Source organism: Glutamicibacter sp. NPDC087673, assembly GCF_044743255.1.
Lineage (GTDB): Bacteria > Actinomycetota > Actinomycetes > Actinomycetales > Micrococcaceae > Glutamicibacter.
Map to the genome: position 1 here is coordinate 796356 of NZ_JBIUWB010000001.1, position 14319 is coordinate 810674.

12 protein-coding genes are annotated in these 14319 nt (G+C 60.1%); 8 read left to right on the forward strand and 4 right to left on the reverse strand.

What is annotated here, in order from left to right; genetic code table 11:
* The gene (locus ACIOTL_RS03740; protein WP_105656599.1) at positions 1–1434 is read right to left on the reverse strand and encodes an NAD(P)/FAD-dependent oxidoreductase; all 1434 of its coding nucleotides are present in this window, start codon (positions 1432–1434) and stop codon (positions 1–3) included.
* Positions 1431–2894: a glycosyltransferase family 87 protein gene (locus tag ACIOTL_RS03745; protein ID WP_105656600.1), complete on the reverse strand. Its 1464-nt coding sequence runs from the start codon at positions 2892–2894 to the stop codon at positions 1431–1433. Before ACIOTL_RS03745 ends, ACIOTL_RS03740 begins: the two co-directional genes overlap by 4 nt.
* A gap of 240 nt (positions 2895–3134) precedes the next feature.
* Between ACIOTL_RS03745 and ACIOTL_RS03750 the strand changes: the two genes are divergently transcribed.
* The 7 genes from ACIOTL_RS03750 to ACIOTL_RS03780 all read left to right on the forward strand — a co-directional run bounded on the left by ACIOTL_RS03750 (position 3135) and on the right by ACIOTL_RS03780 (position 11294).
* Positions 3135–4319 (forward strand): cytidylyltransferase domain-containing protein, encoded by a 1185-nt coding sequence (locus ACIOTL_RS03750; RefSeq protein ID WP_400341835.1) that lies wholly within the window; start codon positions 3135–3137, stop codon positions 4317–4319.
* Positions 4320–4331: 12 nt separating this feature from the next.
* Positions 4332–5225 (forward strand): N-acetylneuraminate synthase family protein, encoded by an 894-nt coding sequence (locus ACIOTL_RS03755; RefSeq protein WP_105656602.1) that lies wholly within the window; start codon positions 4332–4334, stop codon positions 5223–5225.
* A gap of 87 nt (positions 5226–5312) precedes the next feature.
* Positions 5313–6308 carry a glycosyltransferase family 2 protein gene (locus tag ACIOTL_RS03760; protein ID WP_105656603.1) on the forward strand — a complete coding sequence of 332 codons (996 nt, stop codon included), beginning with the start codon at positions 5313–5315 and terminating at the stop codon, positions 6306–6308.
* Entirely contained in the window at positions 6305–7648 is a 1344-nt protein-coding gene (locus ACIOTL_RS03765) for a polysialyltransferase family glycosyltransferase (RefSeq protein ID WP_105656604.1), read from the forward strand. The genes ACIOTL_RS03760 and ACIOTL_RS03765 overlap by 4 nt, the downstream gene beginning before the upstream one ends.
* Positions 7649–7656: 8 nt before the next feature.
* The gene (locus ACIOTL_RS03770; RefSeq protein ID WP_400341837.1) at positions 7657–8670 is read left to right on the forward strand and encodes a hypothetical protein; all 1014 of its coding nucleotides are present in this window, start codon (positions 7657–7659) and stop codon (positions 8668–8670) included.
* Positions 8671–8678: 8 nt separating this feature from the next.
* Positions 8679–9911 (forward strand): DUF6716 putative glycosyltransferase, encoded by a 1233-nt coding sequence (locus ACIOTL_RS03775; protein ID WP_400341838.1) that lies wholly within the window; start codon positions 8679–8681, stop codon positions 9909–9911.
* A 297-nt stretch (positions 9912–10208) separates the two neighbouring features.
* Positions 10209–11294: an inositol-3-phosphate synthase gene (locus ACIOTL_RS03780; RefSeq protein WP_105656607.1), complete on the forward strand. Its 1086-nt coding sequence runs from the start codon at positions 10209–10211 to the stop codon at positions 11292–11294.
* 188 nt (positions 11295–11482) lie between these two features.
* Here ACIOTL_RS03780 and ACIOTL_RS03785 read toward each other — a convergent pair whose 3' ends face one another.
* Entirely contained in the window at positions 11483–11605 is a 123-nt protein-coding gene (locus tag ACIOTL_RS03785; RefSeq protein ID WP_255209577.1) for a hypothetical protein, read from the reverse strand.
* Between the two features lie 583 nt (positions 11606–12188).
* Positions 12189–13640, reverse strand: coding sequence for a CCA tRNA nucleotidyltransferase (locus ACIOTL_RS03790; RefSeq protein WP_105656608.1), 1452 nt, complete (start codon positions 13638–13640; stop codon positions 12189–12191).
* A gap of 124 nt (positions 13641–13764) precedes the next feature.
* Here ACIOTL_RS03790 and ACIOTL_RS03795 point away from each other — a divergent pair, with 124 nt between their 5' ends.
* The gene (locus ACIOTL_RS03795; protein WP_105656609.1) at positions 13765–14304 is read left to right on the forward strand and encodes an NUDIX domain-containing protein; all 540 of its coding nucleotides are present in this window, start codon (positions 13765–13767) and stop codon (positions 14302–14304) included.
* Positions 14305–14319 lie beyond the last annotated feature (15 nt).

Consider the following 14319-nt stretch of genomic DNA (forward strand, 5'->3'; position numbering starts at 1 on the left):
TCAGTTCACCGATTTCCAGTTTGCGATTCCGTATTCCCGTTTGAGCATCGATTGCGCTCCGAGGAATCCGCCCATGCCATGCACCGACGGCCCCGGAGGCGCAGCCGAGGATACCAAGTACAGTCCTTTGGACTGCAGGTACCACGGGTCGGCCGAGATCCGAGGCCGCTTGATGCTGCCCAGCAGGTCCATGGTTCCCCCGGAAAGATCGCCACCGACCAGTGCCGAGTTCTGCACTTCCAAGTCCTGGGCGGTGACAACATGGGATTCAATGATTGTCTCGCTGAAACCAGGGGCTGCCTGTTCAATCATTTCCTTCAGTTCCCTGCTCATGTCTACCGGAGAATCCAGTGGCACGTGGCAGTAGGCCCAGATGACGTGCTGGCCCTGCGGTGCCCGCGAATCATCAAATTGCGAGGGCTGGGCAACAATCATGAACGGCTTCGCCGCTCCCCCGCGCACTGCGGCGCGTTCGGCCTTCCCGACCTGCGCCGCGGTGCCGCCCAGGTGCACGGTGCCGGCCTTGCCCAGAGTCTCGTCGCGCCATGGAACCGGTGCCGAAAGGACGTAGTGCACCAGGCAGCTTCCCGGCGAGCGCCGGATGCTGCTCAACGCGTGCGAGAGCCGTTCAGGCAGGTGTCCTGTTGAAAGCTTGGCAGCGTTTTCGGCGGAGGTATCGAAGAGGATGCTCTGCGCAGAAAGCTCATCAACATGGTTGACGCGGGTGCCGGTAAGGATTTTTGCTCCATGAGCCATCGCTTCTTCGGCCAAGGCGTCGCTGATGGCTTGGGAACCTCCACGCGGGATGGCCCATCCCTTGCCGTGCGCTGTTGCTGCAAGGAACAGTCCTGCCCCGGCATTGGCCGGTCCGCGAGAGCCTCCCGCAACGTGGGCGGAACAGCCTGCGTAGAGCGCGGCGGCGCGTTCAAACTTTCCAGAAAAGAGTTCCTTGACGGCCATGCCCGCCACCGTGCTCACGGCAAAGGTCGCCAACGCTGCGGGGTTCGAGGGAACCCTCAGCAGAGGATTGAGCAGTGTCTGGCTGACCCCGTCAATCTGCTTGACCAGCGGGCCCAGGAGCCGGGTGTACATCTCGCCGTCCGCGCCTCCAAGTTCCTGCCCGGTGCGTTCCAGATCCTTGTACGCGTAGGCAGTCCGGCGATCCAGCACATGGGCGAAGGACAGCTCGGGGACGATGAACTCCACCTTGTCGTGGACGCCCAGTTCATGCATGGCTTGGGATTGCATGGCCATCGGATGCACTGCGCTGCCCAAATCGAATTTCGCTGCAGAACCATTCAGCGGCTGCGTTCTGGCGGCCCCGCCGATGGTGTCGTTGGCTTCATATACCGTGACGCTTAATCCAGCACGGGCAGCAACTGCTGCGGCTGCTAGCCCATTGGGTCCCGCACCGACAACGGCAACATCGCTCATGATTTATTTCCCGCCACTTCATTCGTTTTCTTGGATTGAGGCAGCAGTCCGCGCAGGGTCCAGCGGTCCTCCAGTCCGGCGAATGGGCCGGCCAAAGGATCATCCTGGCCCACGGCACGAATCGGGTCGTGGCGTGGATCAAGAATTGAACGTGCCACCAAGAACATCAGGTATCCCAGCATCACCATATGCGCCAGCACCAGCACCGCATAACCGGTCTCAGGGAAGGCCTTCTGCGCTTCTTCCGCAGAGAGGGAATCAAGGTAGAACCAAACAGCGTAGAAGTGCGCGATTTCCACGAGCATCCAGACAACGAATTCGCGCCAGCGCGGCAAGGCGAGGGCGAACAGCGGAATCAGCCAGACGATGAACTGTGGTGAATACACCTTATTGACCATGACAAAGGAAGCAATGATCAAGAAGGCCATGGAGGCCAGGCGCGGGGTGCGTTTAGCAGTCAAGCCCAGCACTGCGACGCCCACGCAGCACAGGAAGAAGAGGACCAGGCCGTAACGGGAAATCTGTTCGGCTTCAAAGAGCGGGACCCCTCCCCTGTTATCGGCGATGACATTCCATGCGTGCCAGAAGCTGGAGAAGCCTGCCCCGCGTTCAGAAGAGAAGTTGAAGAAGTGCATGAACGAGTCGGGGAACGCCAGCGCATAGGGAAGGTTCACCAGTGCCCATGTCGCCGCGGCGGTTCCGCCAGTCACCCAGAAGGTCTTGAGCCTGCCGGTGCGAATGGCCAATATCAGCACCGCGCCGAGGATGAAGAACGGATAGATCTTCATCGCGGCACCTAAGCCGATCAGCACCCCGGCAAGGACGGTGTGCTTTCGTGCGAATGCCAGCATGCCCAGGGCCAGCAAGGCCACAGCCCACATGTCCCAGTTGATGCTGCCGGCCAGGATGATGCCCGGGGCAATAGCCACCATTGCGGCATCCCACGGGCGGCGCCCGGTCATCCGCAGGGTGGCGATCACGGTGACCATCCACAGGATCGCAACGAGCAGCAGGTTGATGTCGAAGTACAGCAGCGAACGGTTTTCGATCCCCGTGGGGATGATCGAGGCAACGGCCGAGGCCACCGTGCTCATCAGTACCGGGTACTCGAACTGGGCGGTCGCGCTGAATGGCGCCCAGGGGTTCTCGGCGAAGCCGCGGGCGGAGAACAGCGGAACCCAGTCGCTGTAGCACGCATAGGCGTACGGGTTGTTGCCAGTCCACCCGTTGACCCGGCAGGGGTTCTTGGCAAGGAGCATCAGCAAGGCGCCCACGGTGGTCATCAGGATAATGACTCGTTCCACGCTGAAGAATCCTGGATCGACTCGGCCTGGATCGCTGTGTCGTCCCAGGCGGCCACCGATCATTGCGGTGAACTGTCGAAGGAACCCGTCAGCGCGTGATGGCACGGTAATCCGCAGGGGGCCACGCGTGGGCTGTGACTGGTTTGGCTCGTGCATACCCTCCAGCCTAAATGTTCTGTGCCTAAGCTCCGCCTTGCACACTCATGTTTCATTAGTCGCTTTGATCTTTTATGCGGTTCCGAGGGCTCAAAATCCCTCTTCCGGATTCGCCTACTGGTACGTAAAACGCTTGCTGACCTCGCATTCAGCAAACAAACAGGTGATTACACCGGCACTTCACCGTGCGTTAACCCAGATGCCCCCTCTTAGTTAACTTGTGCCCATAGCGTCTTACTCGTGAGCAAAACCAACCAGCCAAATGCCATGGCGATCATCCCCGCCAGGGGAGGATCCAAGGGCATCCGGCTTAAGAACCTGCGTGAGATCGGCGACAAATCGCTGCTGGGCCGCGCAATCGAATCAGCCAGATCCGCGGCGGCAGTCAGCGACGTCGTGGTCAGTACCGACCATGAGCAGATCAAGGCCGAAGCGCTTCGCTACGGGGCGCGAGTCATCGATCGACCGGCAGATATCGCCGGCGACACGGCCAGCAGCGAGTCAGTTCTGCTCCACGCGCTAGCGAATGCGGAATCTCAGCCAGAGATCACCGTGTTCATCCAGTGCACCAGCCCGTTCATCGATCCGGAGGATCTGGACGCAGCCATTGCGGCGGTTTCTTCGAAACGCGCCGACGTCAGCTTCGCAGCTGTAGCGGACCACGGTTTCCATTGGGGCCTGGATCCGCAGGGCGAAGCGGTCGCCGTAGGCCACGACAAGCTGCACCGTCCGCGTCGCCAGGATCGCGAACCGCGCTTCCGCGAAACCGGGGCCTTCTACGTGATGGATACCCGGGGATTCCGCGAGGCAGGGCACCGTTTCTTCGGAAAGGTCCGGGTTCACGAAGTTCCAGCAGAGCACGGCATCGACATCGATACCGAGGCAGACCTGCTGCTCGCTGGGCTGGCCGTTCCGGCCACCCGGGAACCGATCGAAGTCGACGCGGTCATCACGGATTTCGACGGGGTGCATACCCCGGACACCGCGTATGTCGATGAGCACGGAACCGAAACCGTGCGCGTCTCCCGCTCCGATGGAATGGGAGTGGCCCGGTTGCGGGCTGCCGGAGTGAAGTTCCTTATTCTCTCCAAGGAAATCAACCCTGTTGTCGCCGCCCGCGCCGCCAAGCTGAACGTCGAAGTGGCCCACGGAATCGACAACAAGGCCGAATACCTGGCCCGCTGGCTGGCTGACGAATCCATCAATCCGGCTCGTGTTGCCTACGTGGGCAACGACATCAACGATCTGGGCGCGATGGCATTGGTCGGCTGGCCGATCACCGTGGCCGATGCCCAGGAAGATGTGCACCGGGCAGCACGGTACAAACTGACCCGCAAGGGCGGGCACGGAGCGGTACGGGAACTAGCCGAACTGGTTCTCGCCGCACGCACCGCTACCAAGAGTTCTCCAAGTTTCACCCACTGAAAGGCAATACCCATGACTTCCATGACTACTGACATCAAGCCTGTTGCTATCGGCGACGTCCAGGTTGGCGCAGGCCAGCAGGTCTACGTCATCGGCGAGATCGGCATCAACCACAACGGCGACATCGAGATCGCCAAGCAGCTGATCGATATCTCTGCTGAAGCCGGTGCCAACGCAGTGAAGTTCCAGAAGCGCACCCCGGACATTTCCACCCCGATGGACATGCGCGACAAGATCCGCTCCACCCCATGGGGCGACATGACCTACCTGGACTACCGCTACCGCGTCGAGTTCGACCAGGCGCAGTACAAGGAACTCATCTCCTACGCAGCCTCCAAGGGCCTGCACGCCTTCGCCTCGCCATGGGATGTTCCATCGGTCGAATTCATGGAAGAGCAGGGTGCAGTCACCCACAAGGTCGCCTCCGCATCGGTCACCGACATCGAGCTGCTCAAGGCCCTGGCGCAGACCGGCAAGCCGATCATCCTGTCCACCGGCATGTCCACCATCGAGCAGATCGACAAGGCCGTCGAGACCCTGGGTACCTCGAACCTGGTCATGATGCACGCTACCTCCACCTACCCGCTGCCTCCTGAAGAGGCCAACCTGCGCATGATCGAGACCCTGCGCGACCGCTACCAGGTCCCAGTGGGCTACTCGGGCCACGAGCGCGGCCTGCAGATCTCGCTGGCTGCTGTTGCCCTGGGCGCAGTGACCGTCGAGCGCCACATCACCCTGGACCGCACCATGTGGGGTTCGGACCAGGCCTCGTCGCTGGAGCCAAAGGGCTTCGAGTCGCTGATCCGCGACATCCGCATCCTGGAGCAGGCCATGGGTGACGGCGTGAAGAAGGTCTTCCCAGGCGAGCTGGCACCGCTCTCGCGCCTGCGCCGCGTCGACGCCTAAGCACGCCAACGTATCCGGCGGTTGGACTCACCGACGGGTCCAACCGCCGTTTATTTTTGTCTGCATGAGGAAGGCCTTGAAGCACAGATGAGTTTGATCCCCGGGCGCATTTCCGTGGTTATCCCCGCCTATAACCAAGAAGCATATATTTGCGATGCCTTGTCATCGCTGGTCCGGCAGAAGCTGGGACGCTGGGAGCTGGAAGTGCTCGTGGTTGATGACGCTTCCGATGACCAGACTGCTGCCCTGGTTCGCAGCTACCAAGACCAATTGCCTGGCCTGAACCTGATCTCGCTGCCTGAGAATGCCGGAGTTTCTGCCGCCCGCAATGCCGGGTTGGAACAGGTCACCGGCGAATACTTCACCTTCCTCGACCCCGACGACTGGTACTCCCCCGAGCATTTGGAAGCCCTGGCGGAATCCTTGACCGAACTGCACGTGGACTTCGTGCGTTGCGATCATGTGCGTGTCACCGGCACCAATCGCGTCATCCACCGCGCCCCGCAGGCGTTGCGCGGCATGCCGCTGAACCCGGCCGATGACATTGAACCTATCGATTCGCCGTCCATGGTGGACTACGCCTTCGTGTGGGCGGGCATGTACCGCACCGACCTGATGCGCGCCCGCGAACTGATGTACTTCGACGCGCAGTTGCACAGCGCCGAAGACCGCCTCTGGCTATGGAAGCTGCATCTGAACACCGAGCGCTATTCCGTCGTTTCCTCCCCCGGGGTGTTCTACCGCCGCGGCCTGCCCGGCTCGCTGACCCAGGTCTTCGACCACCGTCAGCTCGGCTTCATTCCGGCCTACTCGCAGATCCTCACCGAGGTGCGCTTGCACCCGGACGCGGATCGCCACCTGCCCAAGGCGATGCGGCAGTTCTTCGCCATCGTGTGCCACCACGAGAAGCGCGCGAAGAACTACCCGCCGGAAGTCCGCTTGGAGATGAAGCAGAAACTGCGCCAGGTATTCACCACTATTGATGCGCCGATGGCCCGCCAGGTTGCCCTCGAGATGGACGTTGCCCGTCGCCGCCATATTCTCTCCTTCCTCCAGCCAGGTCAGATCGGGGCCGCCAAGTGATCGCACTGATTGAAGCCAGCAGCTATTTCCAGCTTGCTTCTCTGGCCGCGATGGCCGATGCAGGACTGCTCCCCGAGGCAGATGAACGAATTCTCGTCTTGGCTAACGGCTCGCAGGTTCCGGAACTGACTACTGCGTTGGATGAAGTCCCGGGCTTCGAGAAGCTTGCCGCCCGCTTTGACCGCGTGGTGGATTTCGCTGCGCTGACCTCCCCGCGTCGCCCGGCACAGTTCAACCCGCGTGAGGACGAGCTGCATATTTTCGAACGCCTCCTGCGCAGCGCTTGGGATCTGGGCAATGAACCCTTGACCTTGGTTCTGGAATCCATCCAGGTCAATCCGGCGCGTGCGCTGGCGCGTATTTTCTTTGATGCCCAGCTGTGGATCCACTCCGACGGCTTGATGTCCTATGGCCCAACCCGTAATCGATTGCCAATGCCGCTTCGCCAGCGCGTCATGGGCACCATCCATGTGGACTTGGTTCCAGGACTGCAGCCTCACCTGCTCGCAGAGCTCGAGCCGCGGCGCGAGGTCTTGGCCACCGGCGGCCTGGCTGCAATCTTCGGCGAACTGGCCCAGGGGGCAGAATTCGATCTGCCAACCGGCAGTGCGCTGATCCTCGGCCAGTACCTGGGTTCCTTGGGCCTGATGGATGCCGAGGAAGAATTCGAGCTGCATCTGGAAATGCTCAACGAGGTGGCCCGCCGGGAGATTTCCACCGTCCTGTTCAAGGCGCACCCATCGGCCAGCGCCACCTCAGCGGCACGCTTGTCTGCAGCCGCCAGGGACATGGGGCTGGATTTCCGGTTGGTCGGCACCGATCATCTGGCGGAAACCGTCATCGCGGCGGTACGTCCAGCCGTGGTGATCTCCTGCTTCTCCACAGGCTTGGCCACCGCCAAGTACATCCTGGATACCGAGGTCTACGCAGTGGGCACCGGCAGACTGCTCCAGGCGCTGGCTCCCTACGAGAATTCCAACCGCATCCCGTTGTCCATCATCCATGCCTTGTTCGTCCAGGACGTGCCGGTTCCGGCGCACGGTGGCGGCAGCGACCGCCTCACCGAACTGCTGGCTGCCGTGGCCTACTGCATGCAGGCCGCGCAGCTGCCTCACCTGCGCGAGCAGGCCGAGTCCTTCTTGTCCGCGCACTACCCGGAGTTCTCGGCTCATTTCAAGCGCCGGCGCATCACCAGGCTGGAGCTGCCTCCACGCTGGGCGCACATCAGCTCGCGCCGCTCGCTGCCTTCCAAAGTCCGCGGGGCCTCGCGCCGTGTGCTGCGCAATGGTTCCAAGCAGCTGGACACGCTTTCCAAATCCCTGAGCCGACTGGCAAAATGACCCTCACCATGATGAAACTGACTCAACATGACACCCACGAGGTGCCACGCCCGCGTTTCGGCACCGCGCACGTTTGGGTGGAGTCGCCACTGCAGCTGCTTTCGGCGGTAGAAACGCATGCCGCAGGGCTGCTGGGCACGGACATCCGGATCATCCCCCGTCAGGGAATGCCCCTGGAAGCCACGACGCAGGCAATGCTGAATCATGCCCCTGCAGGGGTTCATTTTGAACCGGCCGCTCGTAAGCCTCCGCAGCCCAAGGGCGCTGCCGATCGGTATGTCACTGGCGACGCCTACTCGGGCAAGATCCAGCGCACGCTGCTGGCAGGCGTACGGGCCAAGGAAATCGTGATCATCGATGACGGCATGGCTACGCTGGCCCTGATCAAGCAGCTCATTTCCGATGAGCCCACCCCGTTGGTGCGCGCCCGGACCAGGAATTCCGCAGCACGCGTGGCAATGGGATTGGCGACCTGGCATCGTTTGCGCCAGCTGGCCCGTGAAGATCGCCTGTTGATTGTTTCAGCGCTGTATGTCGACCCGGCATCCCGTCAGAAGATGGCTGATCTGAGGATCAAATTCGCGCAGCACAAGTTTGAATGGCTCGCTACCCAGCCGGTAGCCGAGCAGTTCACCGAACCTACCTTGCTGATCGGTTCGGCGATGGTGGCTGATGAGCTGATTTTTGAGCAGCCGTATCTGCGCTGGATTGAGCAGATCGCTTCCGAAGGCCCGGTTGCGTACTTCCCGCATCGCCGTGAAACTCCCGAATTGCTGGAGAAGATCTCGAGGATTGATCAGGTGGTGCTCAAGGAGCACACCGTTCCCATTGAAATGCGTTTGCGTGTCCTGCGACCAGGCCAGGAGATCCGCGCCTTGCCTTCCACGGTGATTCCATCCCTGCGCCTGCTGCTGGGTCCTGATGCCCGCTGCCTCTATCCGCAAGCCGTGATTGACAGCTGGTGGACCCCTGGTACCCCATCCGAGTTGCGCGAGCACCTATCCAGTTCATTGAAGGTGTGAATCAGCCGATGAAGCCATCAATACTTGCCATCGCCGACTCGGATTCCTATCTGAAGCTGGCAACGAGCTTCCTGAACCGCCTAGGTCCCGCATGGGATCGCAAGGTGTATTTGGCGCGGACCCCGGTGATGCCGACCGCCGACCAGATCGCAGCCGCCTTTGAAGGCACGGATCTGGATCCGGATATCCTGCAGGTGATTTCCGTATCCCAATTAGAAGCCGACACCGTAGATGAAGACATTGTTTTCGCTTCGGCCACCGGGCCGGTAGTTGCCGAGATCTACTCTCGCATGCTTCGCACCGAGCCGACTGATGGCCGGTGCACCGCACTGATTTCCGCCCTGCCTGGCGTGGCATTCCCCGCCACGCAAAAGGGGTGGAACTATCGTCGAGCCGGCGATGCGTTCATTTGCCATTCGCATGCCGAAGCCCGTGATTTCTCATTCATGATCGAAGGCCAGGTAGGGCACCAGCCGACCATCATGGTCAGCAAGCTCCCGTTCTTGCACTCGGCAGGATTCCCGCCAGCGCAAAAGCAGGTGGTCGAACGCTTGGTGTTCGCGCCGCAAGCGAAGGTACCTGCCCAAGAGAGCGAACGCGAGTCGATCCTGCTGGCTCTCGAGCAGGCCAGCAAGATGAATCCCGAACTTGAGGTGATCGTCAAGCTCCGCGCCAAGGCCGGTGAGCCCCAAACGCATCTCGAGGCGTTCCCGTACGATTCGCTGTTCGAAAAGTTGCAGTCCGAACGGCGGATCGGGACCGAGTCGCGCCTTCGCTTCGATACCGGATCGATGAGTGAAGCATTGGCCGATGGCAGCGCCTTGGTAACAGTGTCTTCGACTGCTGCCTTGGAATCCATTGATCGCGGGTTGCCAACGCTGGTCCTTTCCGACTTCGGCGTCAGCGCGCAGATGATCAATACGGTCTTTGTTGCCTCCGGCGTCATCGGCACCTTGGATGACGTCGCCGGCTTGAGCTTCGGTGAACCTACCAAAGCCTGGTTGCGGGAAAACTACTTCCACAGGGTGGACCACAGTTTCGTTCAGTCCCTCGAGATTCTCGCGCAGCGAGCTCGAGCTGGAAAGCTGCACACTGATCCGGAAATGCTGGCGCATATTCGCCGCCAGCCTTTGCGCCACCGCCTCAGAACCACGTTGCCTGCACCGCTAGTCAGGGTTTTGGTGAAGTTGCGGCACCAGTTCGGGCTAGCACGCAAAAATGGCGCCAACTCATGGTCATGACCAACTAGGTCTTAGCCCATGAAGTCACTTTAATGCCTGAATTGATCGTCACTGTCAGTAGTATCCAATCCTTAGGTGCTTTACCTGCTATTGGTGCAGCTGCGCTGAGACAGTGCAGTAATCACCTCGGTTTCGCTAGCCCAGAGAGGCCGCCCCGATAGTTATTCGGTGATACCGGGCACGATTGGGAATGTTTGCGCTCCATTAAGACTTAAGATCATTATGGGTCAATTTGCGCAATGCGCTTTTGCGCGCCCTATTGCCCAAAGGTTTTATACATTTCAATAAGGAGTTCATGTGTCGGCGAACCCGATTCGCGTTGCCATCGTAGGCGTAGGCAACTGCGCCACTTCCCTTATCCAAGGTGTTGAGTACTACCGAAACGCCGATGCTGATTCCACGGTTCCAGGTCTCATGCATGTGCAGTTCGGCCAGTACCACGTGGGCGACGTTCAGTTCGTTGCCGCCTTCGATGTCGACGCCAAGAAGGTCGGGCTCGACCTCTCGGAAGCCATCTTGGCCAGCGAGAACAACACCATCAAGATTGCCGACGTTCCAACCACCGGAGTGACCGTTCAGCGCGGCCACACCTTGGATGGCCTGGGCAAGTACTACCGCGAGACCATCGAAGAGTCTGCAGCCGAGCCAGTTGACATCGTCCAGTCCCTGAAGGACAACGAAGTCGATGTCCTGGTTTGCTACCTGCCAGTTGGTTCCGAGCAGGCCGCCAAGTTCTACGCACAGTGCGCCATCGACGCAGGCGTTGCATTCGTCAATGCCCTGCCAGTATTCATCGCCGGCACCCCAGAGTGGGCGCAGAAGTTCACTGACGCCGGTGTGCCAATCGTTGGCGACGACATCAAGAGCCAGATCGGCGCAACCATCACCCACCGCGTGATGGCCAAGTTGTTCGAAGACCGCGGCGTTGTCCTGGACCGCACCTACCAGCTGAACGTTGGCGGCAACATGGACTTCAAGAACATGCTCGAGCGCGATCGCCTGGAATCCAAGAAGATCTCCAAGACCCAGGCAGTCACCTCGAACACCTCCGCCGCCCTGGGCGAAGACGACGTGCACATCGGCCCAAGCGACTACGTTGCATGGCTTGATGACCGCAAGTGGGCTTTCGTCCGCCTCGAGGGCCGCAACTTCGGCGATGCTCCGGTCAACCTGGAATACAAGCTGGAAGTTTGGGACTCGCCAAACTCGGCCGGCGTGATCATCGATGCCGTACGCGCAGCGAAGATCGCCCTGGACCGTGGCATCGGCGGTCCGATCCTGTCGGCTTCGAGCTACTTCATGAAGTCGCCACCAGAGCAGTACGACGATGAGACCGCGCGCAACAAGGTGGAAGCCTTCATTCGCGGCGACATCGAGCGCTAGCCCTCCGCGTTAGCGGAAAGGCAATGGCCAGGACCGTTCGGTCCTGGCCATTGCTGTATTCGACGGTGCTCTGGATGCGGAGAAGCCCGCCGGCTTGCAGGCCGGCGGGCCTCTTGGCGATGCCTTGCGAGTTCATCATGGGTACCTCGGATTCTTGTTAGCGGGCAACGGTAATGGCGTTGCCGGCCTTAGCGAATTCGAAGGTACATTTCTGGTGGCACGTGGTTTTTCAGCTCACGCTGACGCATGCGGCGGTTGAACTCGGTGCTATCAAGGTTGGTGAACTTGCGCTTGTCTTGACGCTTTTTCATTTGCTGTCCCTCCCTTCGGTCAAAGTAGAAGGGGAGGGAAGATCTTGGCGCGTAGTTGAAATGGCGCGAGCTTTCAGGCTTTCTGGTCCTGCGAAGATTAATTCCGAGGTGCGAACTGCCCGTTGAGCGGATGAGGAGAACAGTGGACTAGGCATGAAAAAAGTTCCTAAGGATGAGAGTCGATTACTGACCTGCAACCTCAGGAACTTATGCGGGATTTACCGTGAGTTAGGAATCCGCTTGTCCGGAGGTTGGGGAAATGAGCTTGCACAGACGAGACATGGGAGAGCCGCCAATAAATCGCGCTCCGCGATGAGTCTCTGTGTACCAATTGGTATTAATCATTTCGCCACCTCCTAAAATCTGCTCTCGGCCGGCCATGGATGCCATGGGGCCTCTTTGAAAAGTTTTCTCGATCCGCAAGTCTCATTGAGACTTCCCAATCACAGTATTCAGCATACATGGATTATCCCCGATGCGCTACAAATTTGCGCAGAAACTTTAAGCACTTTCCCGGGGACGGCAAAAGCACCCGAATCCATGCGGATTTCAGGTGCTTTTCCCTTGGTGCTCAGGTCAGAGGTTACCCCTCGGTAGCCGATTCCTGGGCTTCAGGCTGTTCTTTCCACCAGGCGCGCAAGCGCTCAGTGGCGATTTCCGCGCCCAGCGGGCCTTCGTCCAAACGCAGTTCCAAGAGGAACTTGTATGCGCGGCCAACGACCTTGCTCGGCTTGATTCCCAACAGGTGCATGATCTGCTCGCCGTCAAGATCCGGGCGGATTGACTGGAGCTCTTCTTGCTCGGCGATCTGCGCGATGCGCGCCTCGAGGTCGTCGTAGGCAAAAGCCAGGCGGTCGGCCTTCTTGCGATTGCGGGTGGTGACATCCGAACGGGTCAGGCGGTGCAGGTGCTCGAGCAGGTCTCCAGCATCGGTGACGTAACGGCGCACCGCCGAGTCGGTCCAGCCGGCCTCGCCGTAGCCATAGAAGCGCATGTGCAACTCGACCAGTCGGGCTACGGACTTGGTGGTGTCCTTGTCGAAACGCAGGGCGCGCATACGCGCCTTGACGAGCTTCGAACCCACCATGTCATGGTGGCGGAAGGATACCGCGCCGCTTGGTTCAAATTTGCGGGTCGCCGGCTTACCGATATCGTGCATCAGCGCCGCGAAGCGCAACACGAAGTTCGGGCCGGGAACAGGTCCCTCTTCGTCGGTTTCCAACGCCATGGCTTGTTCCAGCACGGTCAGCGAATGCTGGTAGACATCCTTGTGCCGGTGGTGCTCGTCAATTTCCAGACGCAGTGCCGAGACTTCGGGCAGCACCTTATCGGCCAGGCCAGTTTCCACCAGAAGGTCGATTCCCGCGCGCGGGTCTGCACCGTTGATCAGCTTGACCAGTTCATCGCGAACCCGCTCGGAGGAAATGATGTCGATCCGATCGGTCATTCCGCTCATGGCTTCGCGCACCTCTGGACTGACTTCGATCTTCAGCTGCGAAGCAAAACGGGCAGCACGCATCATGCGCAGCGGATCGTCAGAGAAGGAGATATCAGGTGCACCAGGGGTGCGGATGGACCCGTCTTCCAGCGAGCTTACGCCGTCGAAAGGATCCACCAGCTCGAGCTGCGGCAAGCGCAGAGCCATCGAGTTCATGGTGAAGTCCCGACGGAAGAGATCGTCGTGCAGGTTATCACCGAAGGCAACGATCGGCTTGCGCGACTCCTTGTCATAGGCATCAGCGCGGTAGGTCGTGACCTCTAGCGTGTGTTCGCCCTTCTTGAAGGCAATAGTTCCAAACTCGCGTCCCACATCCCAAACGTTATCGGCCCAGCCGGAAATCACCTTGATGGTTTCTTCCGGGCGAGCGCTGGTGGTGAAATCGAGGTCCGGGGATACGCGTCCCAAGTACAGATCCCGAACCGGCCCACCTACCAGCGACAATTCATGGCCCGCCCGAACAAAACGGTCGGCCAAGTCGAAAATAACCGAGGGCAGGATTTGACGCAGTGCGTCAGGCGAGGGAAGTGCATGCATAGTTACTTAAGCGTGCCAGAAATCCCGGAAGAATGCTTGAAATTCCGACGGATTTGCCTGCGAGATAACTTACTTGTCCACGTCGATCAGGCGGCGAACGGTACTTTCTCGATAGAGTGGTTCCATGAACCGACCGATCCCGTCTGCCCCAAAGCGCACCCCATTGACTGCGTCAATGGCTCGCGCGCAGGCAACTGGCGGTCACACGAGCCTGCCGACCGTGGAAGAAGTCTCTTCCGGCGGCATCGTGATCGACTTCAACGACCCCACCTTCCCAGTGGCCATCATTGCCCGGTACAACCGTGGCGGACGGCTGGAATGGTGCCTGCCCAAGGGCCACCCGGAGGGCGTGGAAACCAATGAGGAAGCGGCTATCCGCGAAATCGAGGAAGAGACCGGCATTGCCGGACGCATCCTCGCCCCGCTGGGTTCGGTCGACTACTGGTTCACCGTGACGAATTACCGTGTGCACAAGACCGTGCACCATTTCCTGCTGGAAGCTACCGGCGGGCATCTGACGATCGAGAATGATCCCGATCATGAAGCCGTCGATGTTGCCTGGGTCCCCATCGGTTCCCTGGGCAAGCGCCTGTCCTTCCCTAATGAGCGCCGGATCGCTGATCTGGCACGCGAGGTCCTTACAAAGCATGTCTCAGGTTCCTAATCCATCTGCGGGCTC

Coding starts and splice junctions, on each gene's coding strand:
- ACIOTL_RS03775 (WP_400341838.1), top strand. CDS start 8,679: ATGAAGCCATCAATACTTGCCATCGCCGACTCGGATTCCTATCTGAAG.
- ACIOTL_RS03785 (WP_255209577.1), bottom strand. CDS start 11,605: ATGAAAAAGCGTCAAGACAAGCGCAAGTTCACCAACCTTGATAGCACC.
- ACIOTL_RS03745 (WP_105656600.1), bottom strand. CDS start 2,894: ATGCACGAGCCAAACCAGTCACAGCCCACGCGTGGCCCCCTGCGGATT.
- ACIOTL_RS03770 (WP_400341837.1), top strand. CDS start 7,657: ATGATGAAACTGACTCAACATGACACCCACGAGGTGCCACGCCCGCGT.
- ACIOTL_RS03795 (WP_105656609.1), top strand. CDS start 13,765: ATGAACCGACCGATCCCGTCTGCCCCAAAGCGCACCCCATTGACTGCG.
- ACIOTL_RS03790 (WP_105656608.1), bottom strand. CDS start 13,640: ATGCATGCACTTCCCTCGCCTGACGCACTGCGTCAAATCCTGCCCTCG.
- ACIOTL_RS03760 (WP_105656603.1), top strand. CDS start 5,313: ATGAGTTTGATCCCCGGGCGCATTTCCGTGGTTATCCCCGCCTATAAC.
- ACIOTL_RS03740 (WP_105656599.1), bottom strand. CDS start 1,434: ATGAGCGATGTTGCCGTTGTCGGTGCGGGACCCAATGGGCTAGCAGCC.
- ACIOTL_RS03755 (WP_105656602.1), top strand. CDS start 4,332: ATGACTTCCATGACTACTGACATCAAGCCTGTTGCTATCGGCGACGTC.